24 protein-coding genes are annotated in these 25,794 nt (G+C 63.1%); 6 read left to right on the top strand and 18 right to left on the bottom strand.

Annotation, left to right across the window (positions count from 1 at the left end):
- Positions 1-37: 37 nt before the first annotated feature.
- The 3 genes from KO539_RS15310 to rapZ all read left to right on the top strand — a co-directional run bounded on the left by KO539_RS15310 (position 38) and on the right by rapZ (position 2,598).
- Entirely contained in the window at positions 38-520 is a 483-nt protein-coding gene (locus KO539_RS15310; RefSeq protein ID WP_034753339.1) for a PTS sugar transporter subunit IIA, read from the top strand.
- A 36-nt stretch (positions 521-556) separates the two neighbouring features.
- The gene (gene hprK / locus KO539_RS15305; RefSeq protein WP_034753337.1) at positions 557-1,492 is read left to right on the top strand and encodes an HPr(Ser) kinase/phosphatase; all 936 of its coding nucleotides are present in this window, start codon (positions 557-559) and stop codon (positions 1,490-1,492) included.
- Positions 1,493-1,734: 242 nt separating this feature from the next.
- On the top strand, positions 1,735-2,598 hold the full coding sequence (gene rapZ, locus KO539_RS15300; protein ID WP_035824128.1) for an RNase adapter RapZ: 864 nt from the start codon (positions 1,735-1,737) through the stop codon (positions 2,596-2,598).
- Here rapZ and KO539_RS15295 read toward each other — a convergent pair whose 3' ends face one another.
- The 8 genes from KO539_RS15295 to KO539_RS15260 form a co-directional block, all read right to left on the bottom strand.
- A complete protein-coding gene (locus tag KO539_RS15295) occupies positions 2,599-3,684 on the bottom strand; it encodes an enoyl-CoA hydratase/isomerase family protein (RefSeq protein ID WP_219310417.1) in 1,086 nt (361 codons plus the stop codon). It lies immediately after the preceding gene.
- Positions 3,685-3,819: 135 nt separating this feature from the next.
- A complete protein-coding gene (hpf, locus tag KO539_RS15290) occupies positions 3,820-4,182 on the bottom strand; it encodes a ribosome hibernation-promoting factor, HPF/YfiA family (protein WP_035824124.1) in 363 nt (120 codons plus the stop codon).
- A gap of 69 nt (positions 4,183-4,251) precedes the next feature.
- Positions 4,252-5,730: an RNA polymerase factor sigma-54 gene (locus KO539_RS15285; RefSeq protein WP_219310416.1), complete on the bottom strand. Its 1,479-nt coding sequence runs from the start codon at positions 5,728-5,730 to the stop codon at positions 4,252-4,254.
- Positions 5,731-5,734: 4 nt separating this feature from the next.
- Complete coding sequence (lptB, locus tag KO539_RS15280; protein WP_035824117.1) at positions 5,735-6,490, bottom strand: LPS export ABC transporter ATP-binding protein; 756 nt, start codon at positions 6,488-6,490, stop codon at positions 5,735-5,737.
- Complete coding sequence (gene lptA / locus KO539_RS15275; RefSeq protein ID WP_219310415.1) at positions 6,490-7,071, bottom strand: lipopolysaccharide transport periplasmic protein LptA; 582 nt, start codon at positions 7,069-7,071, stop codon at positions 6,490-6,492. The genes lptB and lptA overlap by 1 nt, the downstream gene beginning before the upstream one ends.
- Before the next feature lie 25 nt (positions 7,072-7,096).
- Positions 7,097-7,708, bottom strand: coding sequence for an LPS export ABC transporter periplasmic protein LptC (lptC, locus tag KO539_RS15270; RefSeq protein WP_257626297.1), 612 nt, complete (start codon positions 7,706-7,708; stop codon positions 7,097-7,099).
- Positions 7,709-7,747: 39 nt separating this feature from the next.
- On the bottom strand, positions 7,748-8,281 hold the full coding sequence (locus KO539_RS15265) for an HAD family hydrolase (protein ID WP_077398943.1): 534 nt from the start codon (positions 8,279-8,281) through the stop codon (positions 7,748-7,750).
- Positions 8,281-9,291, bottom strand: coding sequence for an SIS domain-containing protein (locus tag KO539_RS15260; protein WP_219310414.1), 1,011 nt, complete (start codon positions 9,289-9,291; stop codon positions 8,281-8,283). The genes KO539_RS15265 and KO539_RS15260 overlap by 1 nt, the downstream gene beginning before the upstream one ends.
- Positions 9,292-9,399: 108 nt before the next feature.
- Here KO539_RS15260 and KO539_RS15255 point away from each other — a divergent pair, with 108 nt between their 5' ends.
- The gene (locus tag KO539_RS15255) at positions 9,400-11,379 is read left to right on the top strand and encodes a monovalent cation:proton antiporter family protein (RefSeq protein ID WP_035824107.1); all 1,980 of its coding nucleotides are present in this window, start codon (positions 9,400-9,402) and stop codon (positions 11,377-11,379) included.
- On the opposite strand, the gene KO539_RS15250 is transcribed toward KO539_RS15255, so the two are convergent.
- The 3 genes from KO539_RS15250 to KO539_RS15240 all read right to left on the bottom strand — a co-directional run bounded on the left by KO539_RS15250 (position 11,380) and on the right by KO539_RS15240 (position 14,646).
- Complete coding sequence (locus KO539_RS15250) at positions 11,380-12,537, bottom strand: diguanylate cyclase (RefSeq protein ID WP_099401323.1); 1,158 nt, start codon at positions 12,535-12,537, stop codon at positions 11,380-11,382.
- Positions 12,538-12,571: 34 nt separating this feature from the next.
- Positions 12,572-13,423 (bottom strand): MOSC domain-containing protein, encoded by an 852-nt coding sequence (locus tag KO539_RS15245; RefSeq protein WP_219310413.1) that lies wholly within the window; start codon positions 13,421-13,423, stop codon positions 12,572-12,574.
- A gap of 128 nt (positions 13,424-13,551) precedes the next feature.
- The gene (locus tag KO539_RS15240; protein ID WP_176387714.1) at positions 13,552-14,646 is read right to left on the bottom strand and encodes a type II asparaginase; all 1,095 of its coding nucleotides are present in this window, start codon (positions 14,644-14,646) and stop codon (positions 13,552-13,554) included.
- A gap of 133 nt (positions 14,647-14,779) precedes the next feature.
- Between KO539_RS15240 and KO539_RS15235 the strand changes: the two genes are divergently transcribed.
- Together KO539_RS15235 and KO539_RS15230 are read left to right on the top strand one after the other, a co-directional pair.
- Positions 14,780-15,172 carry a hypothetical protein gene (locus KO539_RS15235; protein WP_219310412.1) on the top strand — a complete coding sequence of 131 codons (393 nt, stop codon included), beginning with the start codon at positions 14,780-14,782 and terminating at the stop codon, positions 15,170-15,172.
- Positions 15,169-16,005 (top strand): MipA/OmpV family protein, encoded by an 837-nt coding sequence (locus tag KO539_RS15230; protein ID WP_219310411.1) that lies wholly within the window; start codon positions 15,169-15,171, stop codon positions 16,003-16,005. The genes KO539_RS15235 and KO539_RS15230 overlap by 4 nt, the downstream gene beginning before the upstream one ends.
- A 12-nt stretch (positions 16,006-16,017) precedes the next feature.
- On the opposite strand, the gene KO539_RS15225 is transcribed toward KO539_RS15230, so the two are convergent.
- The 7 genes from KO539_RS15225 to KO539_RS15195 all read right to left on the bottom strand — a co-directional run bounded on the left by KO539_RS15225 (position 16,018) and on the right by KO539_RS15195 (position 25,756).
- Entirely contained in the window at positions 16,018-18,471 is a 2,454-nt protein-coding gene (locus KO539_RS15225) for a TonB-dependent receptor (protein WP_219310410.1), read from the bottom strand.
- A 106-nt stretch (positions 18,472-18,577) separates the two neighbouring features.
- The gene (locus KO539_RS15220; RefSeq protein WP_219310409.1) at positions 18,578-19,555 is read right to left on the bottom strand and encodes a siderophore ABC transporter substrate-binding protein; all 978 of its coding nucleotides are present in this window, start codon (positions 19,553-19,555) and stop codon (positions 18,578-18,580) included.
- A gap of 1 nt (position 19,556) precedes the next feature.
- Entirely contained in the window at positions 19,557-20,327 is a 771-nt protein-coding gene (locus KO539_RS15215; RefSeq protein WP_219310408.1) for an ABC transporter ATP-binding protein, read from the bottom strand.
- Positions 20,324-21,274: an iron chelate uptake ABC transporter family permease subunit gene (locus KO539_RS15210; RefSeq protein WP_219310407.1), complete on the bottom strand. Its 951-nt coding sequence runs from the start codon at positions 21,272-21,274 to the stop codon at positions 20,324-20,326. The genes KO539_RS15215 and KO539_RS15210 overlap by 4 nt, the downstream gene beginning before the upstream one ends.
- Positions 21,271-22,227, bottom strand: a complete 957-nt coding sequence (locus KO539_RS15205; protein ID WP_219310406.1) for an ABC transporter permease — start codon at positions 22,225-22,227, stop codon at positions 21,271-21,273. The genes KO539_RS15210 and KO539_RS15205 overlap by 4 nt, the downstream gene beginning before the upstream one ends.
- Positions 22,224-23,996 (bottom strand): ABC transporter ATP-binding protein, encoded by a 1,773-nt coding sequence (locus KO539_RS15200; RefSeq protein WP_219310405.1) that lies wholly within the window; start codon positions 23,994-23,996, stop codon positions 22,224-22,226. The genes KO539_RS15205 and KO539_RS15200 overlap by 4 nt, the downstream gene beginning before the upstream one ends.
- A complete protein-coding gene (locus KO539_RS15195; RefSeq protein ID WP_219310404.1) occupies positions 23,990-25,756 on the bottom strand; it encodes an ABC transporter ATP-binding protein in 1,767 nt (588 codons plus the stop codon). The genes KO539_RS15200 and KO539_RS15195 overlap by 7 nt, the downstream gene beginning before the upstream one ends.
- Positions 25,757-25,794: the final 38 nt, after the last annotated feature.

Genomic DNA, 25,794 nt, shown 5'->3' with positions numbered 1-25,794 from the left:
CAAGCCCTCTGCGCATTGCACCATTTCATTGAGTGTCATGACTAATCTTAGCAAAATATTATCCCTCGAAAACGTCCTGCTGGACCTGGAAGTCTCCAGTAAAAAGCGCGCCTTCGAGCAAGCCGGCCTGATCTTCGAAAACAATTACGGCATCGCCCGCTCTACCGTCTCGGACAATCTGTTTGCCCGCGAACGCCTGGGCTCGACTGGCCTGGGCCATGGCGTGGCCGTGCCGCATGGCAGAGTCAAGGGCAGCAAAACCTTGAAATCGCCGCTGGGCGCCTTCGTGCGCCTGGCCGAGCCGATTCCGTTCGAGTCGCCCGATGGCAAACCCGTCAATCTGCTGTTTTTCCTGCTGATTCCCGATCATGTCACTCAGCAACATCTGGAAATCCTGTCGGAAATCGCCGAAATGTTTTCCGACGATGCCTTCCGCACGGCGCTGGCCACGGATCCGGAACCGAAATCCGTGCATTCGCGCATCGTCAATTGGCAACCTAGTCTGCAAGCGGCGGGTTAAACTTCAGGTATTCCTCCACTCCTGAAGAAGACTGCCATGTTGCAAACGCCACTGACGATACAACGCCTGTACGACGACAATCGTGAAAGTCTGCAACTGGGCTGGTTCGCCGGCTTCCCCGGCGGCGAGCGCCTGATCTCGGGCGACGTCTCGTCGGCCGCCGACCAGGTGGGCCACTTGAACCTGATCCATCCGGGCCGCATCCAGGTCTTCGGCCACCAGGAAATCAATTACTACCAGCGCCTGAAGGTCAACACGCGCACCCACGTGATTGGCGAGCTGATCGCCGGCGGTCCGCCCGCGCTGATCATCGCGCAAGGGCTGGAAACGCCACCCGACATCCTCGCCATCTGCGACGAGCAAAACATTCCCCTGTTCTCGACCCCGCTGCCGGCCGCGCAAGTGATCGACTTCCTGCGCGTCTACCTGTCGAAAAAGCTGGCGCAACGCATCATCATGCATGGCGTGTTCATGGACGTGCTGGGCGTGGGCGTGCTGATCACGGGCGATTCAGGCCTGGGCAAGAGCGAGCTGGGCCTGGAGTTGATTTCACGCAGCCACGGCCTGGTGGCCGATGACGCCGTCGAATTCTCGCGCATCGCGCCCAACATGATCGAAGGACGCTGCCCGCCGCTGCTGCAAAACCTGCTGGAAGTGCGGGGACTGGGTTTACTCGACATCAAGGCCATCTTTGGCGAAACGGCCGTACGCCGCAAGATGCGCCTGAAACTGATCGTGCACCTGGTGCGCCGCAATGCCCTGGAAGAAGAGGTCGAGCGCCTGCCCTTCCTGTTCCCCACGGAAGACGTACTCGGCTTGCCCGTGCGCAAGGTCGTCATCCCCGTCGCCGCCGGCCGCAACATCGCCGTGCTGCTGGAAGCGGCCGTGCGCAATACGATTCTGCAACTGCGCGGCATCGATACCTTGCAGGAGTTCATGGAGCGGCAGCGTTTGGCAATGAGCGGCGATTAGCACGTAGGTCGGATTAGCGGGGCAACGCCCCGCGTAATCCGACGACATTGTTAGCGGGTGTCGGCAGAAGCCCTCGCTTGCAAGCGAGGGCCGTTACGCAGGCACGCAGCCATGCTGCGTGGATTCCCTGCTGCACCGCTTTGCGCTAAGCCGACCTACGAAATACACATATGAAATTGCAATAATTTGTAAAGATAATTGCCTTGGGAGCAGAGCGTCGATCTTTATTGTATGATCGGCGTATGCATATCGTCCTTATCACCGGAATATCCGGCTCCGGTAAATCCGTCGCGCTCAATGTGCTGGAAGATACCGGTTACTATTGTGTCGACAACCTGCCACCGGCCTTGCTGCCCAGCCTGGTGCAAACCCTGCTCGACGAAGGTACACCGCAACTGGCCGTCGCCGTCGATGCGCGCAGCGCCGAGTCGCTGACCAGCCTGCCGCACAATGTGGCTCTGCTGCGCGACCAGGGGCACGACGTCAAGGTCATGTTCCTGACGGCCACCACGCATTCGCTGGTGGCGCGCTTCTCGGAAACGCGGCGCAGCCATCCGCTGTCGCACGAATTGCGTCCGAACCAGAATCCCGCCAGCCGCCGCACCCTGATCGAGTGCATCTCGGAAGAACGCGAGCGCCTGTCGGCCATCGAACAGCTGGGCCATGTGATCGACACGTCGGAACTGAGCGCCAACAAGCTGCGCGCCTGGATCAAGGATATCGTCGCCTCCGAACGCGCGCCGCTGACCCTGTTCTTCGAATCGTTCGCCTTCAAGCTGGGCGTACCGCTGGACGCCGATTTCGTCTTCGACGTGCGGGCCTTGCCGAATCCCTATTACGACCTGGCGCTGCGCCCCCTCGACGGACGCGACGCGCCCGTGATCGCCTTCCTCGACGCGCAGCCGAGCGCGCTGGAACTGCTGGCCGACATTCGCGCCTTCATCGAAAAATGGTTGCCGTCATTCAAGTCCGACAACCGCAGCTACCTGACGGTGGCGCTCGGCTGCACGGGCGGCCAGCACCGCTCCGTGTACATGGCGGAACGGCTGGCGCAATACTTCGGCCCCAACGAGCGCGTGGTCCTGCGCCACCGCGAACGCTCCTAGTTAATTCAGGTGGCGCAGCGGATGCGCTTGAGCCGGCCAGACGGGGGCAAAGAAGCGCGCCACCATGGCAGCGTCGACCTCGTCCAGGCTGGCGGGGTTCCAGCGCGGCGCATTGTCCTTGTCGACCACCAGCGCGCGCACGCCCTCGAGCACTTCGCCATGCGCGAAGTTGTGGCGCACCACCGTGCGCTCCAGTCGCAGACAATCGGCCACGCCCAGGTGAGCGCCCCGCTGCAACAATTCCAGGGTCACCGACATCATCAAGGGCGAACGCAGGCGCATGGCTGCCAGCGCCTTGGTGGCGAACGCGCTGTCGTCCTGCGCCAGCGAGGCCATGATGGCCGCCACGGACGGCGCGCCGAAGTGGCGGTCCAGCGCCGCGCGCGCCGTCGCCAGGGAAGAGTCCCCCGCCCCGGCCTGGAACGGCGCCGCCAGCGCCTTGATGGCTACCGGCAAGGCCTCGCCCGGCGTCGAGTCGAACAGGGCCAGCAACGCCCCCATCTGCGCCTCGGGCAGGTAGACATCGGCCAGGCCCGTGTACAGGGCATCGGCCGCGTTGATGGTCAAGCCCGTCAAGCCCAGATACAGGCCCAGCTGACCGGCCAGGCGGGAAAGAAAATAACTGCCGCCCACGTCAGGGAACAGGCCGATATTAACTTCCGGCATGGCCATGCGCGTGCGGCCCGTGACGATACGCAGGCGGTTGCCGGGCCCGGCTTGCGCCACGCCCATGCCGCCGCCCATCACCACGCCATCCATCACGGCAATATACGGTTTTGGATAGAAATGAATCACATGATTTAAGGCGTATTCTTCCGTAAAGAAATCTTCCAGCAAGGCGCTGCCGCCTTGCGGCGTGGCCAGTCCCGCATCGTAAAAGAAGCGGATGTCGCCGCCGGCGCACAGGGCTTTTTCGCTGCTGGAACGGATCACCACGGCGTCCACGTGCGGATCATCGCGCCAGGCCAGCAGGACCGCGCTCAGGGCGCGCACCATCTCCAGCGACAGGGAATTCAAGGCTTTCGGACGGTCGAGCACGATGTGCCCGGTGCGGTTGCGGATGGAGGTCTGGACGAAGTCGCTCATGGCAGGCAGGAAAGAAGTGAAAGTGCAAACATTCTAGCGCCTGCGCGGGGAAGATTGCGTTCAACAGGTCCAGGCGCAAAAAAGGGCGCAAGATGTGCGCCCTTAGTTGATCACAACTGCTGGAAGCGGGTGGCCTTAAACGGCGACGACGGCGTCTTCCTCGGAGTTGTCTGGCAGATGCTTGATCGCCTCTTTACCGTGCCCTTGCACTTTGGTTTTGTATTTCATCACTTGCCTATCGAGCTTGTCGATCAGGGTATCGATCGCGGCGTACAGGTCGTGCGCCAGGCTTTCCACATAGACAGTCTTGCCACTCAAACGCAGGTTGACTTCAGCCTTTTGACGTTTTTCTTTCTCTTTGAGGTTATCCACGGTCAGAATCACGGCGATATCGATGACTTGATCGAAATGACGTTTCACGCGCTCCAGCTTCGTTTGTACGTATTCACGGATGGCTGGTGTCACTTCGAGATGATGTCCGCTGATGGTGAGATTCATACACACTCCTAAAGATGATCGGGTTCGTGCGGTCCATCGTATCCGGCCCGCAGAGGAACCGAAAAAAACTTACAAACACTTACGCAGGCTCACTGGCGGAATTTTCAACGCTTCCCGGTATTTGGCAACAGTACGTCGCGCAATCACCATGCCTTGTTCCCCCAGCATGTCCGCAATCTTACTGTCGGATAAAGGATTTTTAGGGTCTTCTGCTCCTGTCAGTTGCACGATCAATGCCCGTATCGCCGTCGATGACGCTTCGCCCCCCGCTTCGGTGGCGACGTGGCTACCAAAGAAATATTTCAACTCGAACATGCCGTGCGGGGTCAGCATGTACTTTTGAGTTGTTACCCGCGAGATAGTACTCTCGTGTAAACCCAGTGTATCAGCTATTTCACGGAGCACAAGGGGGCGCATGGCAACGGCCCCATGCGAGAAAAAGTTCTTTTGTCTTTCTACTATCGCCTGTGCCACGCGCAGGATGGTGTCGAAGCGCTGGCGCATATTCTTGATCAGCCACTTGGCTTCCTGCAACTGTGCGCCCATGGCGCCTTCGCCCTTGCCCTGCTTGAGCAGGTTGGCGTACATGGCGTTGACGCGCAGGCGCGGCATGACGTCGTTGTTCAGGGTCACTTGCCAGCCATTGCGCGCGCGCTTGACGACGACGTCAGGCACCACGTAATCGGACACGTCCGAGGCGAACACGGCGCCCGGATGCGGATTGCACTGGCGAATCACCGTCTGCGCTTCGCGCAAGTCTTCCTCGTCGCAATCGAGGGCTTTTTTCAGCTTGTTGAAATCGCGCTGGGCAAACCAGGCCAGGTGCTTTTCCACGATGACGAGGGCCATGCGCCGCGTCACCATGGCGATGTGCGGCAAGCGCTTGATTTGCAGGGCCAGGCATTCGGACGCATTGCGCGCGCCCACGCCCGGCGGATCGAAACTTTGCAGCAGCGACAAGGCCGTGCGCATCTCGTCGGCGTCGATTTCCAGCTCTTCCGGCAGGCGCGCCAGGATGTCGTCGAGCGACTCTTCCAGGTAGCCATTGTCGTCGAGCGCGTCGATGATCAGCTCGACCAGCGCGCGGTCGCGCAACTCGAGCACCGTCACGCGCATCTGCTCCATCAGGTGCTCGCGCAGGGTGCAGTGATGGGCCTCCAGCTGCGGACGCGAATCTTCATCGTCTGGCGCCTTGCCGCGGCTCGCCTCGCTCCAGTCGCTGTCGCCACCGTCCGCGGCAGCCGGACTGTCGCCCGCCTCGCCGTCAAAGGTTTCCGCTTCGGCCGGCGCGGCAGGCGCGTCCTGGCTTGGCGGCTGGGGCGGCGCTTCGGCCGGCGCCGCCGTGGAACTCAAGGCGCCGTCGGACAGCAGGCGCAGCGAACGGTCGAGCGGATCGTCGAGGCGCTCGAGCAAGGGATTGTCCGTCAGCAGTTGCTCTAGTTCCTGGTGCAATTCCAGGGTAGACAATTGCAACAGGCGTATCGATTGCTGCAACTGCGGCGTCAGTGCCAGGTGCTGCGAAGTGCGCAGCTGCAATGATTGTTTCATTGGCTTACATGCGGAAGTGTTCGCCCAGATAGACCCGGCGTACCGACTCGTTCGCGATGATGTCGTCGGGGCGTCCCGACGCCAGCACCGAGCCCTGGTTGATGATGTAGGCACGGTCGCAGATACCCAGCGTCTCGCGCACATTATGATCGGTGATCAGCACGCCGATATTGCGCTCCTTCAAGAAGCGCACGATGCGCTGGATCTCGATCACGGCGATCGGATCAACGCCGGCGAACGGCTCGTCGAGCAGCACGAAACGGGGATCGGTGGCCAGCGCGCGGGCGATTTCCACGCGGCGGCGCTCGCCGCCCGACAGGGACAGGGCCTGGTTCTCGCGCAGCTTTTCAATCTGCAAGTCGGCCAGCAATTTGTCCAGGCGCTCCTCGATCTCGGCCTTCTTCAAAGGACGGCCTTCAACGGTCTGGATTTCCAGCACGGCGCGGATATTGTCTTCCACCGTCAGCTTGCGAAAGACGGACGCTTCCTGCGGCAGGTAGGACAGGCCCATCTGCGCGCGGCGGTGGATCGGCAGGCTGGAAATGTCCACGCCGCTGATATCGATGCTGCCGCCGTCCGACGGCACCAGGCCGACGATCATGTAGAACGAGGTAGTCTTGCCGGCGCCGTTCGGGCCCAGCAACCCCACCACTTCGCCGCATTCGACTTGCAGCGAGACATCATGCACGACTTGCCGCTTGCCATAGGTTTTTTGCAGCCCGCGAACGATCAGGGTGCTGCCGCAACGTGTATTTTCCATTATTTCTTTCCTGGCGCGGGCGTGGCCGGCGCTTTCTCCGCCGCCGGCGCCTTGGTCTTCGGCTGGATCACCATGCGCACGCTGCCGCCATCCGCGGTGCTGGTGCCGCTGTTGGAATTTTCCATCGCAAATTCTTCCTTGCGGCTGTCATACGAGATGAAGGCGCCGTTGGCCACATCGGTCACTTTCGCGCCTTCCAGGCGCGTCAGCTTGGCTCTGGAAAACAGTTTCACCACTTCCGTTTTGTTGTTGTATTCCACGCGCTCCGCTTCGCCTTCGACCCACAGGTCGCCCGCGCCATCGCGCTTCTGGCGGAAGGTGGCGAGCTTGCCGGGATCGGCCCAGAAAGTAATGAACTGGTAGCCTTGCGGATCTTCCGTGATCAGGGCCCGGCCCGCCTTCATGGTCAGGGTACCCTTGACCAGCACGACGTCGCCCGTCAGGGTGCGCACCTGCTTGATGTCATCGATGTGGCCGCTACGTGCCGTGATGACGGCTTCCTTCTCGGAATCGGCCTTCTCGGCATGCGCCACGCCCATGATGGCCAGGGAAAATACGGTCAACAGCAAAATTTTCTTCATAGTATGGTTTCCTTGTTTCATTCTGTCATTTTGACGCCGCGGCCGGGCGCGGTTTCGGCGGGAGGACCATGCGCAGCGCATTCTGCACTTCGACCACGCCGGTGGCATTATTGGCCTTCATGCCGATGCCATTGAGGCGCGAGGTGCCCGTCAGGATATCGACAGGCACGTCCGATTCCATTCTTTCCTCATCCGGGAACACCGTCAGCGCTTCCGTCCTGACCGTCAGGTTCTGCGCCTTCGGACTGGCCACGCGGTCGATCACGACCTTGCGGTGCAGTTGCAGCCGGGTATTGTCCTGGTCGATATGCGCCAGTTCCGCATTCATGTTCATCGGCGGCATGCCTGGCGTGAGCTTGCGCACGAAAGGCTGGTCGATATCGGACGAATCGTCGGCCGGATAATGCGTGAGCTTGGTGCCCGACACGATATAGCTGGGCTTACCCGTCAAATCCATGCGCACCAGGCTGAAATTGGTGATGAAATAGTCGGGCTCATCCAGGTGCTTGCTGGCCGTGATGTCCTGGCTGTTCTTGTTCATCACTTCAAGCAGCCAAAAGCTGGCCAACGCGACAACAACCGCGCCCAGCACGGTAAAAATCATGCGCCAGCGATGGGCGCCTCCTGGCTTACGCATAGGGCTTCACTCTTTCAAAGGTCACTGGCGAGGCGCGCCTCACTCCAGGAACGGCGCCATGACGCGCGCATAGTTGTCCTGGGCGCGCAGCAGGAATTCGCAGATCTCGCGCACGGCGCCGCGACCGCCGCCGGCCTGCGTCACATGGTGCGCCAGGCCCTGCGCTTCGGGACGCCCGCCAGGCACGCTGACGGCAAAACCGACGCGCTTCAGGATGGGCGCATCGATGACGTCATCGCCGATATAGCCGCATTGCTCTTCCGTCAAGCCTGTCAGCGCCAGCAGTTCGCGAAACGGCGTCAGCTTGTCGTGGCCGCCCTGATGCACATGGGTAATGCCCAGGTCCTGCGCGCGGCGCGCCGTGATGGCCGAGCGGCGCGCGCTGATGATGGCCGTCTGCACGCCCGATTCCTGCAGCAGCTTGATGCCCAGGCCATCATACACATTAAATGTTTTCATCATCTCGCCGTCCGGGCCGAAATGCAGGCTGCCGTCGGTGAGCACGCCATCGACGTCAAAGATCATCAGTTTGACCTTGGCCGCGCGCGCCAGGTTGTCCGCTACGCTGTCCATCAGATCACCTTCGCTTGCGTCAGATCATGGATATGCAGCGCGCCCACCAGCTTGCCGTCGGCATCGACGACCAGCATCTGGTTGATGCGGAACTGCTCCATCACGGCCACGGCATCGACGGCCAGGCGTTCGGGCGCGATGCTGCGCGGCTGCGCATGCATGACGTCGCGGATCGCCACTTGCGTGAAATCCTGCACGCGCTCGAACATGCGGCGCAAGTCGCCATCCGTAAACACGCCCACGGGGCGGTTGTCCGCATCGACGACGGCCGTCATGCCCATGCCCTTCTTCGTCATTTCTTCCAGCGCCTGCAGCAGGGATGCCTGCACGGGCACTTGCGGCACCCGTTCGCCGCTGCGCATGACGTCATGCACGTGCGTGAGCAGGCGGCGGCCCAGGGCACCACCCGGATGCGAGCGGGCGAAATCTTCTTCCTTGAAGCCGCGCAAGTCGAGCAAGGCCACGGCGAGCGCGTCGCCCAGGGCCAGGGTGACGGTGGTGCTGGCCGTCGGCGCCAGGTTCAGCGGACAGGCTTCTTTTTCAACGGAAACATCCAGGTGCACGTCGGCCAGCTGGGCCAGGCTGGAATTCGGCTTACCCGTCATGGAAATCAGTACGCCGCCCATGCGCTTGACGACGGGCATGATGGCCATCAGTTCCGACGATTCGCCCGAATACGATATGGCAATAAAGGCATCGTCCGAGGTGACCATGCCCAGGTCGCCATGGGCCGCTTCGGCCGGATGCACGAACAGGGCCGGCGTGCCGGTGGAAGCGAGGGTGGCGGCAATCTTGCGCGCGATATGGCCGGATTTGCCGATGCCGGAGACGACGACTCTTCCTTTGCATTGCAGCAACAGCGCCACGGCGCGGCCCACGCTGTCGTCCGTGGCCAGGCGCGCGTGCAGCGCAACGATGGCGTCGGACTCGATCTGCAAGGTGGTGCGGGCCAGCGCGACGGCGCGCTCGGTCGTCGCTTGCATGTCAATTCGATCAAAAGCTTTCAGCATTGTTTTTTCATGGGTTACACTCATGCCCAAAGTATAAACGAATTAGGAAAGCAAAAAACTTGCCAGTCACAACAAACAACGATTTCCATTGACCGTACCGGGCAACCCATGTTTTCCTCGCTTGAACTGACCCTGATGTTACTCGGCAGCGCCGTGCTGGGCGTGGTCGCTTTCAGAATGTTGCATTTGCCGCCCATGCTGGGCTACCTGGCCGTTGGCATCGTCATCGGCCCCCACGCGCTGGGTCTGGCAGCGGAAAACGAGGCCAGCCACACCCTGGCCGAATTCGGCGTCGTCTTCCTGATGTTTTCCATCGGGCTCGAATTTTCTCTGCCCAAGTTCCTCGCCATGCGGCGCATCGTCTTCGGCCTTGGCATGGCGCAGGTGGTCACCACCATCATCGCCACCGTCGTCTTCGGCTGGCTCGTCGGACATTACCTGTCCGCCTACATCCACCTGAGCTGGCAGGCCGCCTTCGCCCTAGGCGGTGCGCTGGCCATGTCGTCGACGGCCATCGTCTCGAAAATGCTCACGGAACGGCTGGAGCTCGAAAGCGAACACGGCCGCAAGATCATCGGCATCCTGCTGTTCCAGGACCTGGCCGTCGTGCCTCTGCTGATCCTGATTCCCGCCCTCACGCGCGATTCGGACAACCTGGCCGAAACCCTGGCCTGGGCCGGCGGCAAGGCCCTCGTCGTGCTGATCCTGCTGCTGTTCATCGGCCAGAAACTGGTGCGCGGCTGGCTCACCATCGTCGCCAAGCGCCGCTCGCAAGAATTGTTCATGCTCAACCTGCTGCTGATTACCCTCGGTGCGGCGTGGATCACGGAGCGGGCCGGGCTGTCGCTGGCCCTGGGCGCGTTTGTTGCCGGCATGCTCATTTCCGAGACGGAATTCAAGCACCAGGTGGAAGAGGATATCAAGCCCTTCCGCGACGTGCTGCTGGGCCTGTTCTTCATCACCGTCGGCATGCTGCTCAATATCCGCGTCGTACTCGACAACTGGTGGCTCGTCTTGCTGCTGCTGTGCGGCCCTGTGCTGCTGAAATTCGCGCTGATCGCGGGCCTGGCCCGGCTGTTCGGCTCCAGCAACGGCGTGGCCCTGCGCACGGGACTGGGACTGGCGCAGGCGGGCGAGTTCGGCTTCGTGCTGCTGAACCTGGCTGGCGGCATCAAGCTGATGGACCCGTTCGTCGTGCAGGTGGTGCTGGCCTCGATGGTGCTGTCGATGCTGGTGGCGCCCTTCCTCATCGCCAAGTCCGACGCCATCGTCATGAAACTGGCGGCCAACGACTGGATGATGCAATCGCTGGCGCTGACGAAGATCGCCACGCGCACCATGGCCTCGCAGAAACACGTGCTGATCGCCGGCTTCGGGCGCAGCGGGCAAAGCCTGGCCACCCTGCTGGCGGAAGAAAAGATCGAATACCACGCGCTGGACCTGGACCCGGAACGGGTGCAGGAAGCGCAGCTGGCTGGCGCCCATGTGTCGTATGGCGATGCGGGCCGGCGCGAAAGCCTGGTGGCGGCCGGCATCTACCGGGCCAGCGCCGTCGTGATCACGTACGCCAACACGCCCTCGGCCTTGAAATTATTGCATTTGCTTAACGAAATGGCGCCGACCTTGCCCGTCATCGTGCGCAGCCACGACGATACCGACCTCGACCAGCTGAAGAAGGCGGGCGCGGCCGAAGTGGTGCCGGAATTGATGGAAGGCAGCCTGATGCTCGCTTCGCATGCGCTGATCATGATGGGCGTGCCCCTGCGCCGCGTCGTGCACCGGGTGCAGGCGGCGCGCGAGGAGCGTTATGCGTCCTTGCGCGGCTATTTCCACGGTTCCAGCGACGCGGGCGACGATGCCGAGCTGGAGCGCCTGCATACGGTCACCGTCAGCGAAGGCGCGCACTGCGTGGGCTTGCCCCTGAGCACGATCGACGTGGCCGGCTGCGGCGCTGCCGTGACGACCATTCGCCGCGGCCGCGGCCGCCTTGATGTCACGCCCGAGACGCAACTGGCCAGCGGCGACGTCGTGGTGCTGCGCGGCACGGCCGACGCCGTGGCCAAAGCGGAAACTTTACTATTAAAGTAATTAACCGGGCTGCGCCTGCCAGCTGACGACCTTGTTGCGGCCATCGGCCTTGGCCTGGTACAGGGCCTGGTCGGCGTGCGCCACCAGTTGCTGCGCCACCGTTTCAATGGGGAGTAGCGCCGCGTCCGCTTCCAGGCTGGCCACGCCGATCGACACGCTGACCCACGCTTGCGCGCTGCCCGGCAAGTCGAACATGGTACCGGCGATGCTGGCGCGGATGCGTTCGGCCACGAAGGTCGCGCTGTCGAGGTCGGCGTCGATCAGCAGCACGACGAATTCCTCACCGCCGAAGCGGCCCAGCGCGTCCGAGCGGCGCAATTCCGTGCGGATGCGCGTCGCCACTTCGCGCAGCACTTCATCGCCGCCCTGGTGGCCGTACGTGTCATTGACCAATTTGAAATGGTCGATGTCGATATACATACATGAGATGCAATAATTCTGGCGCCGCGCGCGGGCGATTTCTTCCAGCAAGCGGCGGTCGATATAGCGGCGGTTGTAGACGCCCGTCAGGGAATCGGTCAAGCCGATGTATTTGAGCATTTCATTGCTGATCACGTTTTCCAGGCAAATGGCGATGATGGACGCCATGTGCTTGATGAAATCCGTGCCCAGCGCGGGCGTAAAGCGCGTCACGTCGCTGCTGGCCAGGTTCAGGCTGCCAATCAGGCGCTTGTTGCGCAGCAAGGGCACCAGCGCCACGCTGCGCAGCGCATCGATACCCGGAAAACGCGGGCCATGCACGGCCGCATCGAAGGCCCCCAGCAGCGGCATCGGCGGCAAGGCCGCTTCGCCCTCGGCCACGGGCTTTGGTGCGGCAAAACCCAGCTCCGCCACGGCATGCACGAACAGCAACTGCGGAAAGGCGCTGAAATCGACACCCAGCTTTTCCATCACCAGCACGATATCGTCATCCTCGTCGAGCAGGCTCAAAGTCACGCCGTCGAGGTCGGAAATCACGGGCAAGGTGCGGAAGATGGTGCCGATCAGTTCGGGAAACGTGGACGCGCCGACGATTTCCAGGTCGAACGCCTGGTGGCGGCACATGATGTCGTGGTTGCGCTCGACCTGTTCCAGCAGGAAAGCCATGCGCGCCCGCAAGGCCTGGTTTTCGGCTTCGAGGCTGGCAATGCGCGGATCCGGCGGTATTGCTTGATTCATAGAAACCTTAAACCCTTGTGTGCGGGCGCCATGCTTAAAATGCCAGTTCGAAACCGATGTCCTGCCCCACCACGATACGCTCATCGCCGCCTTCGGTGACGATGGCGTTCATGCCGAAGCAGATGGCGCCGTCGAGCTCGGGCTTGGCGCGGTAGCCATGCATGACGTCGAGCGGATCCGGTCCGGGCACGCCCGTGGCCTGGTCCACCGACGGAATCGGGCAGCGCGAGCACGGCTTGACGGGCTTTAGCACGGTCGCGCCGAATTGCAGGAAGTCGGCGTAATCTTCCTCGAAGGCGCCGATGTCGCCGATGACGAGGTTGGGACGGAAACGGTTCATCGGCAGCGCTTCGCGGCCGGCGGCGCGCAGCTTGTCGTTGACATCATCGAGCGAAGCATTGCCCGCGATCAGCACCGGGTAGCCATCGGCAAACATGGTCTCGGCAGCGACGCCGTCCGTCCATTTGGTGCTCGTGGCGCGCACCACGTCCGGGTGAAAGCGCACCAGCCGGCACGGCACGCCGATGGCATTGGAAACCCAGGTGGCCGTGACGTCGTCGCAATCGTAGGCGCGCACGCTATCGTCCCACACTTGCACGTCCAGCATCGGTGCCAGTTGCGGATGCGGCAAACCCAGCTCGATTTCCAGGCGCAGCATGCCCGGCGCGCGCAACTCCAGCGTGGTAGCCTTGATGGACGGCACGATCAGCGCCATGCGCGGATGTTCGCGCTGGGTCAGGAAGCGGCCCTGCGCGTCCACCACCATCCATTCGCGGTCGAACACGTGCTCGCTCATCAGCCCCGAGCGCGTCAGGACCGCTTCGCGCAAATGGATGCCGGCGCACGATTTGATCGGATACAGGATGATGTCGGACAGGATAGCCATGAACCAGGGACAAGGAACAGTGTTGCTGCTTCTGCCAGGAAGTTATTCAGAAGCGAAGTATGGCAGCAAAGCGGGCAAGCGTAAATCGGCCAGGCTCAGCCAATACGGCTGGCCTGGCATGAGAAGGATCAATACGTGTAGAAAATACGCTGGATTTCTTGCGTGCTATTTGTTTTGGTCAGGGCCAGCATCAGCAGAATGCGGGCTTTTTGCGGGTTCAGGGTGTCGGAAACGACACTGTCGAGTTCATCGTCGTTGGCTTCGCCATTGCGCGCCACGATGCCCTGGCCGACACGGCTCGAACGCACGATCAGCACGCCCTTCTGGCGCGCTTCCACCAGGGCCGGCTTCATTTGCGCGGCCACGCTGCCATCGCCCACGCCAGCGTGGATGATGCCTTTGGCGCCAGCGGCAATGAAGGCGTCCATGCCGACACGGTTCATGTTGGCGTAGCCGTAAACGATGTCCACTTGCGGCAGGGCATCGAGCTTGCTGATGTCAAATTCCGATTCCAGGGTATGTTTGCGCGTCGACTGGCGGTAGAAGAAGGCCTTGCTGCCCTGAATGTAGCCAAGCATGCCCAGTTCCGGCGACTTGAAGGTGTCGGTGGTCGAAGTGTTGGTTTTGGTCACTTCGCGCGCGGCGTTGATCTGGTCGTTCAAGGCCACCAGCACGCCCTTGCCCACGGCTTCCTTGCTGCCTGCCAGCATCACGGCGTTGTACAGGTTGATCGGGCCGTCAGCCGAAATGGCCGTCGAGGGACGCATGGCGCCCACCACGACCACCGGTTTATGGCTTTTCACGGTCAGGTTCAGGAAATACGCCGTTTCCTCGATGGTGTCGGTGCCGTGCGTCACGACCACGCCATCGACCTCGTTCGAGGCCAGCAGCACGTTGATGCGCTTGGCCAGGGCCAGCCAGTGGCTATTGCCCATGCTTTCGCTGGCGATCTGGAATACTTGCTCGCCTTTCACATTTGCCACTTTTTTCAATTCCGGCACGGCCGCGATCAGGCGCTCGACGCCCACGGTGGCCGAGGTGTAGCCGACGGTGGTGGTGCTGTCGGCGCCGCTGCCAGCGATGGTGCCGCCCGTGGCCAGAATCACTACATTCGGCAATTTGGCGGCCGCCTGCTGCGCGCGCGCCGGGGAGGCGGCGATAAAGCCCATCAGCATGGTTGCCAGCATCAGCTGTGCACAAGAATGGAATTTGCGTGAAAACATGGTGCTCCCGTGAAGTGTACTGTCAAAAATAACAAAGTCGTGTGCAAATTATATGTCATCCATGCCGGGGAAAATCCCGAATTCATGCGTATCGGGCAAACGTGCGCGCCTTCCCATACGCTACAGTGGCGCCATGTCCACACTGCTCCCCTTCCGGTCTTGCCTCGTCCTGCCGCTCGTCTTGATGGCATTGAGCGCCTGCTCCACGCAAATCGAACTGCGCACGGCGGCGCAACAGGAACAGTTCGGACGCGAGGCGGCCAGCCGGGGCGACTGGGCGCTAGCCATGCGCAACTACGCGGACGCCGTCGGGAATGTCGAACTGGGTCACGGTGATCCCGCTTGGCAGGCGCGGCTGCACCACGAGGCGGGACGGGCCGCCAGCGCAGCCTGCCGCGACGATGCGGCCGAATTTCATTTCCGCCAGGCCATCGCGCTGGCAAAGAAAAGCGGTCAATCGAGCGCGCTCAGCGACAAGGCGCTGGAATCGCTACAGGCCGGCAAACCCTGCGGAGTTTCTCGATGAATATCGCACGCACCTGGCTGACAGCATCGGCCCTCTTCGCCGCCATGGCGCCGGCGCGCGCCGCCGAAGCACCGCTGCCCTTATGGGAAGCGGGCGTGTTTGGCGGCACGGCCGTCACGCCCGCCTATCCGGGCGCCAGCGAACGCTCGACGCGCAGCCTGGCCCTGCCCTACCTGATTTATCGCGGGAAAGTGTTGCGTGCCGACCGCTCCGGCGTGGGTGCGCGCCTGTTCAACACGGACCGCCTCGACTTCGATATCGGTTTTGCCCTGTCCTTGCCGGCCCGCTCCAGCGACGTGCCGGCCCGGCGCGGCATGCCCGACCTGGGTACGCTGGTGGAATTTGGCCCGCGCCTGAAAATCAAGCTGGCCGAGCCGACACAGCACAGCCGCCTGGGACTGGAACTGCCCTTGCGCGCCGTCATCGAAGCGCGCGGCGGCCTGCGCCGCCAGGGCACCACCTTCGAGCCGCGCCTGCTCTACCGTCTGAACGATGACGGCCAGGCATGGCACGTCGATGCCAGCCTGGGCGCCGTGCTGGGCAATGCCGCCATCAACGATTACTTGTATGGCGTCAACCCCGCGTTTGCCACCAGTCAGCGCCCCGCGTATGCGGCAAAAAGCGGACTGATGCTCACGCGCCTGGGCCTCGGCGGTTCGTACCGGCTGCAGCGGGACTGGCGCGCCTTTGCTTTTTTGCGCTACGACAACTACTCAGGCGCCGCCAACCGCAGCAGTCCCCTGCTGCGCCAGAACAGCGGCACCTCGGCTGGCATCGGCCTGATGTGGACGTGGCGCCGCTCGGACAGCCTGGCGCGGGGGCCGGACGAGTAACGACTAGCCGGATTAAAACTCCGTCGTGGCCGACAGCATGACAGTGCGCGGCGCGCCCAGGCCCAGGCTGGTCCATTGCGGCAGCGCCCAGTACGCCCGGTTGCCGACGTTCGTCACGCTGGCGCGTACGGTCAGGGGCCGGCCCGCCGCCTGCGTCGCATAGCGGGCGCCCAGGTCAAACACGGTACGGCCTGGCACGGACATCGAATTGTCGGCATTGATGTATTGCTTCGATGCCGCCGTCGCATTCGCCGTCAGGGTCACGCCGGGGATGGCGGGCGTATCCCATTCGACACCGAGCTTGGCTTGCAGCTTGGGCACGCCCGTGGCCTGCTTGCCCTGGTTGGCGCCGCCCGGTGTCTTGCTCAAGACGGGGTCGACATACGCGACGCCGCCCATCAGGCGCACGTCGCGCAAGGGCGAACCGAAGAAGCCCCAGTCGACGCCGCGGTTGCGCTGTTCCCCGCCAAAGGAAAAGACATTGCTGACCGGGTCGACATAGCTGCCGGGCCGCTTGATTTCATACAGGCTGACCGTATGCGCGAACTCGCCCAGGTCGACCTTGACGCCAAGCTCCGCCTGTTTCGACTTGTAGGGCGCAAAGACCTCGCCCGAGTTGGCCGCCGTCAACGGCGCCGTGGCGCCCTGGCTCAAGCCTTCGATGTAATTGCCATACAGAGAGATAGTCTTGCTGGCCTTGACCAGCAGGGCGACGGCCGGCGTAGTGGCGCCTTCGTCATAGCGCGAGGTGCGCGCCCCCGTCTTGATATTGAAGCTGTCGCTGAGTACTTCCTGGCGGCGCAGACCCACCGTCAGCTGCACGGTGTCTTGCGCAAAGGACAGCGTGTCGACCAGACCGACACTGGCCAGGCGCAATTCCGCCTTGGAAATTTGCGGCGCCTCGAAGCGCGTCGCCGGCCCCCAGACGGGGTGGTAGATATTCGTGATCCAGTCTTTCGCCAGGGTATTGCGGCGTCCGTACTGCTTGTCCGTGTGATGATAATACGTGGCGTTGACGGCCCATTGATGGCCGATGTCGCCCGTGCGCAGCTTGCCCCGCAAACCAATTTCCGCTGACTGCTTTTCCACGTCAAAACCCAGGTCGGCAAGATTGGTGCGGTAGTCGCCGGCCGTGTTGAACACCTGGATCAGGTAGGCGCCCGTCGACTGGTAATCGGCCCGGCTGGCCCCCACGGCCGCATACGCCATCACCTGCGCGTTCAAGTCCAGCTCGCCGCGCAGCATGGCACCCTTGTCCTTGGTGTCGTAAAACGCCCAGCTGGGATTGAGCAAGGTTTCCGCTTTCGGCGGACGCGGCACGGGCAAGCCGGGCGCCAGGTTGACGCCCCGGTTCAAGCCATCGGCGCGGTCCTCGCTGTGGTACAGGTCGGCGGACAGGCGCGCGCCGTTGCCACGCCAGTCCAGGCCCACGGAGACGAGCTTGGTCTTCTTTTTCTGATGGTCGATGGCGCCGTCGCCATCGCGGTAGACGCCGTTGACGCGGATGCCGAACTGTTTATGCTCGCCAAAGCGCTGGCCCAGATCAATATGCCCGCCGAACTGGGAATCCGACATATACGATGCCGTCACGCGCGCCAACGGCACGTCACCCGCGCGCTTGGGCACGAGGTTGATGCTGCCGCCTACCGAGCCGCCCGGTGGCATACCATTGAGCAAGGCCGATGGCCCTTTCAGCACCTCGATGCGCTCGAACATTTCAGGCGAAGTGCGGTAGTAGGGCGAAATGCCGTACAAGCCGCCAAACGCGACGTCGCCGATATTCGAGCTGAAGCCCCGTATCGAATAATTTTCGCCGATGATGCCCGTCATGCCGCTGCTGAAGACGGTGGGATCGGTGGCGGAAATCACATCGGTGATGTCGCGCGCCTGGCGGTCTTCGATGAATTTATCCGTATAGCTGATGGTGTTGAACGGGGTTTCCATGAAATCCTTGTCGCCCAGGAATCCCACGCGGCCGCCGGACGCCACCTGGCCACCCGCGTAGGCATCCGTCACCGTGTTGCCCTTGCCCCACACCGTCACAGCCGGCATGGTCGCGGCGGCCTCGGCGGCTGCGCTGTGCACCGCTTCGCGGCGCACCGTATAGCTGCCATTGCCTTCGCGCACGGCCTGCAAGCCATGGCCGCGCAGCAATTCATAAAAGCCTTCGGGCACGCTGTAACTGCCGGACAGGCCGGCGCTGTTCTTGCCTTGCAGCAGGCTAGCCTCGACCGTCAATTCCACGCCAGCCTCGGCGGCAAAGGTATTGAGCGCCAGACCCAGCGCACCGGCCGGCACGCTGAACGCTTGCCGGGCCTGCCCCGCCCCCGCTTGCGCGTAGGCCGGCGGAGCCGCGACGCCCAGCGCCCCCACGGTCAAGCCCGTGATGAGCGCCAGTTGCACGGCGGTGGCGATGCGGCTCAGGTTCAAGGCGGGAAGGTGGCGCGTTGCCATGCGGTGTGTCATACGGTAAATCCTTTCAGAGGGGATGATTGCTTGTTCTCACCCTATCTCCCGAACGAAAAGGCAAAACCCTCAATGCAAATACGAATCATTACAAAAATAACTTAGATTATTGATAGCCCCTGAGCACGTCGTCGATCACCCGCTTCAGCGACGTCACGCTGGCCGCCGTGATGTACCAGGCGTCCGCATCGACAAAGACCACGCGGCCGTTCTTCCAGGCATTGGTCTGGCGCAGCAGCGGATTGGCCATCTGCTCGGCCGTCATGACGGGACGGTGTTCCATCACGGCCGTCCGGTCGACCACATAGATGATGTCGGGGTTGGCTTGCTGGATGAACTCGCTGGAAATCGGTTGCCCATGCAAGCCCGCTTCGATGGCCGTGCTGGCCGGTTTCACGCCCAGCGCATCAAAGACAAAACCGTAGCGCGACCGCACGCCAAAGGAGCTGAAGGCGCCATTATTGTGCAGCACGATGAGCGCTTTCTCGGGACGGTCCTGCGTCATTTTGCGCGCATCCGCCACCTTGGCGTCAAGCTCGGCGGCTTTCCGGCTGGCGAGGTCTTCCTTGCCGAAGATGCGGCCCAGTGTCAGCAAGTGTTGCTTGACCACATCGATGTGCTGGCTTTCGCTGTTCTGGTAATCCACATCGAAATGCAGGGTCGGCGCGATCTGGCTCAATTCCTTGTAATGGTTGGCCTGGATCGACGTCATCAGTATCAGATCGGGCTGGAGCGCGTGGATGTGTTCCAGGTTCGGCTGCACGATGGCGCCCAGGTCGCGGATGTTCGCGTCGTCCTTGTAGCGCGTGAGGAAATGCGGCACGTAATCCTTCACCATGCCGGCCACGGGCACGCCCAGCTGATCGAGGAAATCGACTTCGTTCATGTCCAGCACAGCCACCCTCTGCGGACGCTGCTGGATCACCGTCGTTCCCAGCTTGTGCTCGATGGTGATGGGAGTAAATGCCTGCTCCGACGCGGAAGCGGCAGGCGCTGGCGGCGGTAGCTTGTCGGTGCAGCCTTGCAGTGCGGCCATGGCGGCGAGCAGCACGGCCAGCGCGCAGCGGGATTTGTTCCAGATCATCTCAAGCTCCTGTGGGGGTAAAGTAATTGCAGACGCAGCCGCGCTCGTTGCGCACAATGTGAAAATCGATGTCGTACAGGGCGCGCAAGCGTTCCTCCGTGACGACCTCGTGCGCGGGGCCAGCAAAGCGCACGGCGCCGCCCTGCATGGCGACGATGTGGTCGGAATAATTGGCGGCGAAATTGATGTCGTGGATCACCAGGATTACGGTGCGGCCCTGCTCGTCGCACAGGCGGCGCAGCGCGCGCATGATCTGCACGGCGTGCTTCATGTCGAGGTTGTTGAGCGGCTCGTCGAGCAGCAGAATATCCGTTTGCTGGGCGATCGTCATGGCCAGGAAGGCCATCTGGCGCTGGCCGCCGCTCAGCTCATCGACGTAGCTGGCGCGCAAGTTTTCCAGCGACAGAAAGGCGATGGCGTCATCGATGGCTTGCCGGTCTTGCACCGTTAAGCTACCTCGGCTGTAGGGGAAGCGGCCGAAGGCGACCAGCTCTTCCACCGTCAGGCGCAAATGAAAATCGGGCGACTGGCGCAGGGTGGCCACGAGTCTTGCATAGTCCTGGATCTTGATGGCCGCGATGCTGCGCCCGTCTATCGTGATCTCGCCGCCATTCGCTTCCTGCAGGCGCGCGATGAGCATCAGCAAGGTCGTCTTGCCGGCGCCATTCGGACCGATCAAGGACGTCACTTTGCCCTTGGGAAACTGCGCGCTGACGTGGGCCAGCACGCGCTTTTCTCCGTAGCTTTTTTCAATCTGGTTGACGTGAATCATGCGGTGCCTCGGGTGCGAACCATGAGCGCGAGGAAATACGCGCCACATACGAGGTTGACGAGGATGCCAACCGTGGTCCGGTAATTGAAAACGTGCTCGACCAGCAACTGGGCGAGCAAAAAAATGGCGATGGCGATGGCGCAACCCAGCGGCAAGGTGACGCGATGGCGCGCCGTGCGGGCCAGGGCATACGTCGTGTTCGCCACGAAGATGCCCATGAAGGCCGTGGGGCCCAGCAAGCTCGTCGACACCGCCACCAGCACGGCGATCAGCGTCAGCTGCAGCCGCACCATGCGCCGGTAATCGATGCCGAGCGAGATCGCCTGTTCGCGCCCCAGCGCCAGCACGTCGAGCGCCGGCAGGGTTTTCAGCACAGCTGCACAGGCAGCGCCCGCCAGCAGTGCCGAGGTCAGCAATTGTGCGGGCTGCGCCTTGTTGAACGAGGCCTGGCTGAAGCCTTGCAAGATGGCGAACTCGCCGGGACTGATGCGCAGCTGGATGAACTGGGTGAACGTGCCGATCACCATCGTCAGCACAAAACCCAGCAGCAACAAAAAATACACGTTGTTCTTGCCATCACGAAACAGCCAATAGTGGATGGCCCAGGAGTAGGCCAGCATCAGCGCGATCGACACGGCAAAATTGCCATCCTGTCCCAGCAGCACCACGCTGTGCATGCCCATCGCGAGGATCAGCAGCGATTGCAGCAGCAGGTACACGGCTTCGTAACCCATGACGGCCGGCGTCAAAATCCGGTTGCCGGCGATGGTCTGGAACACGATCGAGGACACGGCCACGCAAACGCCGCCGATGGCGATGGCGGCCAGGCGAGAGAGGCGCTTGGGGATGATGTAATCGACATCGAAGTTCGCGCCGAGGAAGAGGAACACCACGGCCAAAGCAAGCACGGCCAGCCACAGCGTCCGCTGCTTGAATAGCCGCTTCATCGCCGCCCCCGGATGATCAGGACGAGGAACAGCAGGCCGCCCACGCCGCCCGCCGTCAGGCCGATCGGCACCTCGAACGGGTAGATCAGCAAGCGCCCGGCGATGTCGCAGGCCAGCAGCAGCGAGGCGCCGCACAGGGCGACGATGGGCAAGGTGCGGTCCAGCTTGTCGCCGTAGCGCAAGGCCACCAGGTTGGGGATGGCCAGCCCGACAAACGGGATCGCCCCCACCGTGATCACCGTGGCCGCCACCGTAACGGCCACCAGCATCAGGCCCAGCGCCACCGTGGCGCCATAGTTCAGGCCCAGGCTGGTAGCCATGCCCTCGCCCATGCCCAGCACGGTAAAACGCTGCGCGTACACATACGTAAGGACAACGATGGGCAGGATCAGGTAAATGATTTCATAGTTGCCCTGCACGATGCGCGAAAAATCGCCGAGCAGCCAGCCCTGCATGTTTTGCAACATGTTGTTGCGGTAGGCATAGAACTCGGCCACGGCGCTGAGTACGCCGCCATACACGAGGCCGATCACGGGGACGAGTATCGTGTTCTTGAAGCGGATGCGGCGGATCAGGGCCACGTACAGTACGCTGGCGGCAAGGCAAAAGGCCAGCGCGAACGCCATCTTGCCGGCCGTGCCCGCCGCGGGCGCCACGCTCAGCGCCACGAGGATGCCCAGCTTGGCCGCGTCGAGGCCGCCCGAGGTGGCCGGCTCGACGAATTTATTGCGCACGATGTGCTGCAGGATGACGCCGCACACGGACAAGCCCACGCCCGTCAGCACCAGCGCCGCCAGACGCGGCAGCCGGCTGGCCGTCAGGGTCAGCCAAGTATCGTCGGACAGCGCGCCGGACGATGACAACAGTTGTGCCCACTCCATCTGCCTGGCGCCCACCAGCAGCGAAGCGCAGCACAGCAGGAAGAAGACCAAATACAAACGCGCGCGTGTCAAATGCCGGACTCCGGCGCAGGCGCGGCGATGCGCCAGCCCTTGGCCGCCTGGCGCTGGGCCAGGAAGTGGGCATACAGGCCGCCCTGCGCGCGCAAGGTGGCTGGCGCGCCCTGCTCGCCCAGGGTGCCGCCATCGAGCACGACGATCTGGTCAGCCATGGCCACCGTCGACAACTGGTGCGCGATAACGATCACCGTGCGCTTGCCACGCAGCCGCGCCAGCGCCTCGGCGATGGCGGCCTGGTTTTCCGCGTCGAGCGCGGCCGTCGCCTCGTCGACCAGCAAAATCGGCGCATCCTTGACCAGCGCGCGGGCAATCGCGATGCGCTGGCGCTCGCCGCCGGACAGGCGCGCACCGCCCTCGCCCACCAGGGTATCGAGTCCCTGCGGCAAGCGGGCGATGATCTCGGCCACGCCCGCCTGGTGCGCCGCTTCCAGCACCTCGGCCTCGGTCGCGTCCGGCTTGCCGATGCGGATGTTGTCACCGATGCTGCCCTGGAACAGATAACTGTCCTGGAAGATCTGGCTGATTTGGCCGGCCAATTGCTCGCTGGACATGTCGCGCACATCGACGTCGCCCACCAGCACCGTGCCCGCACTGGCGTCGAAGAAGCGTGCGATCAGCCGCACCAGGGTCGTCTTGCCGGAACCGGAAGCGCCGATCAGCGCCGTCATGCTGCCCGGCGCGATGTACAGGTTGATGTCCGTCAAGACGTCGGGCTGGTCCGGTGCATAGCGGAAGTGCACGTTGCGCAACTCAACGGAACCATCGCGCGGCGCTTGCGGCTCGTGTGCTTCCGGCAGCGGCTGCACGGCGAACATCTCGCGCGCCGCATCGAGCGGACCGCGCGCGCCGCGCAGCACTTCACCATAGCTGGCCACTTCCTGCAACGGGTCGACAAAGCGCACCACCAGCAGCAAGGCGACGATGACGGAAATAGCGTCACCCGCAGCCGATGCCGCCCCCAGCAAACCCTGCAGCCACAGCGCGGCAACGGCCAGCAAGGCGGCGAAGATGGCTTGCACGGTCCAGGCGTTCAGCACGGACGACAGCGCGGAAAGATAGATCAGCCGCGTGCCTGAGTGGCGCTGCGCGTCGATGGCTTGCTTGAGGAAACGCGTGCCACCATCCGCATTTTCGCCGTTAAATGCACGCAGCACCGATTGCGCTTGCGCAAACTCGACCAGGCGCTGGCTGGTCTGGGCAAAGTGGTGATGATAGGCATCGTCGGCGCGCTGGCCCAGGTGCGCCGTCAGCCGCAAGGCGCCAGCCAGCAGGGGCAGCGCCAGCAACGCGATGAGACCCAGCTGCCAGTGCAGCGCGAACAGCGCGGCGAGCAATACGACGGGCGTGACGGCGCCGCAGATCACGGGCGTCAATACGTGGGCCGGCAGTTGCGCCACATTCATCATGCCCTGCGTAATGACGTGACCGAGTTTTGCCGTGTTGTACGGCGTGAACCAGCCGACGGGCAGGCGCGCCACGTGGTCGCCCAGGCGCTGGCGCGCCCCTTGCAAGACCGTCACGCCCACGCGCACGCCCGCCTTTTCCACCTGGCGCCGCCAGGCCCAGCAAGCGACCAGCCCGGCCAGCAGCACCAGCAGCCAAAGGGCCGCACCATTCGTATCGCCGGCCAGCAAGCGGCCCAGGGCCAGCACCAGCGCCGTGATCGTCAGTCCGCTGAGCACGCCATACGCGAGCGCCATGGCGCAGTAGCGGCGGAACACGGGCGCGTCATCGCCCAGCAGTTGAATAAATGTTTTCAGCATGGCAGCACCGCATCTTCCTGGGAATCTTGATAGCCGCCCAGCGCCCACAGTTGCGCATAGCGGCCCTGGTGGGCGAGCAAGCCGGCATGGCTGCCCTGCTCGACGATGGCGCCGTTCTCGACCACGACGATGTTGTCGGCATGCATGATGGTGTCGAGCCGGTGCGCGATCACCAGCAAGGTGCGGCCTTGCGCAAAGCGCGACAAGGCATCCTGGATTGCCACTTCGTTTTCCGCGTCGGCCGCCGCCGTCGCCTCGTCGAGCACCAGCACGGAAGGATCGAGCAGCACGGCGCGGGCGATGCTCACGCGCTGCAACTCGCCGCCGGACAGCTGCGCATCCTCGCCGATGACGGAATCGTAGCCGCGCGGCAAGGCCAGGATGCGTTCGTGGATGTTCGCCAGGCGCGCCGCCGCTTCGATCTCGTGCGCGCTGGCCGATGGCCGGCCCAGCGCGATGTTTTCGCGCACGCTGGCATGGATCAGCCGCACTTCCTGCAGCACGAAACCGATGCGCCGGTACAGCTCGGGCGTGGCGATGTGCCGCAGGTCGACGCCGCCCAGGGTGATGCGCCCTTCAGTCGGGTCGAAAAAGCGCAGCAGCAGCCGCGCCAGGGTCGACTTGCCGGAACCGGAAGCGCCGACGATGGCCGTCACCGTGCCAGGACGCAAAGTGAGCGTAATGTCCGACAGCACCTTGTTCTGGCCATCGTAGGCATAGCCCACGTGCTCCATGCGGATCTCCGTGCCGTTGGGTAACTGCTGCTGGCCGGGCGCCGGCTGCGCCAGCACGGGCGTATCGAGCAAGGCTTGCACGCGCTGGGCCGCGCCCGTGGCGTTGTTGAGGTCATGCGTGAGGTAATGCAGCAGCAGCATCGGTGCGGAAATGCCGGGCGCCACGAGGGCGAACGGCAGGATATCGATGGGCGCCATCGCCTCCAGCGCCACGAAGGCCGTACCGGCAAGCACCACCACGCCCAGCACGGCGACGGGCGCGATCAGCGCGTTGGCATTCGCCATGGAACCGACCAGTGGGCGCGTAAACGCGGCAAACGCGTCGGCAAACGCATCGACGGCCGCGCGGTAGCTGCCGTGCGCGCGTCCCGTGGCGCCAAAGGCCTTGACCACGGGAGTGCCGTTGACGAACTCCACCACGGCATTGTTGATGCGTCCCATGCCGGCGACGAATTGCTCCATGTTGCCGCCGCTGGCCTTCATGGCACGGCCGAAAAACAGGAAAAAGCCGGGAAATGGCAATATCGAAACGATGGCCAGGCGCCAGTCCATGGCGAACAGATAGATGACGGAGATGGCGATGGCGCCCACGGCGCGCCCCGTTGTCGTATAGAAGTGGGCGGTGAGGCTGTGCAAGGTATTGATGTCGTCCTGCATCGCCTGCTTGACCTCGCCCGAAGCGCGGCTGGTGAACCAGCCCAGCGGCACCTGCCCCAGGCGCTGCATGGCTCGCAGGCGCAATTGATGGGTGAGGCGGTTGTCCGCCAGGTGCGCGGCCAGCTCACCCAGCGAGATCAGGGCCATGCCGGCAAACAGGCAGGCGACGCTGACGAGGATGATCTGCCACACGTCCCCCTGCGCCAGCGCGGGGTTCAGGGCGATGTGCGCGAGCTGCGCGATGCCGGCCAGCGGCACCAGGGTCAGCATGGAACCCGTGCCGGCCAGCACGGCGGCGGCGATCAGGCGCCTGCGGATGGGCTGCAGTATCCGGCTGATCGGGCCGGCCTGGCTGCTGTGGCTACTCATGGGAAAAACGGGAAAAAGCGGGCATAAGTTCAATGGAT

The organism is Janthinobacterium sp. NKUCC06_STL, from assembly GCF_019345455.1.
Taxonomy (GTDB): domain Bacteria; phylum Pseudomonadota; class Gammaproteobacteria; order Burkholderiales; family Burkholderiaceae_D; genus Janthinobacterium; species Janthinobacterium rivuli.
The sequence above is the reverse complement of the archived record's forward strand: the minus strand, read 5'-3'. Positions and strand labels throughout refer to the sequence as shown.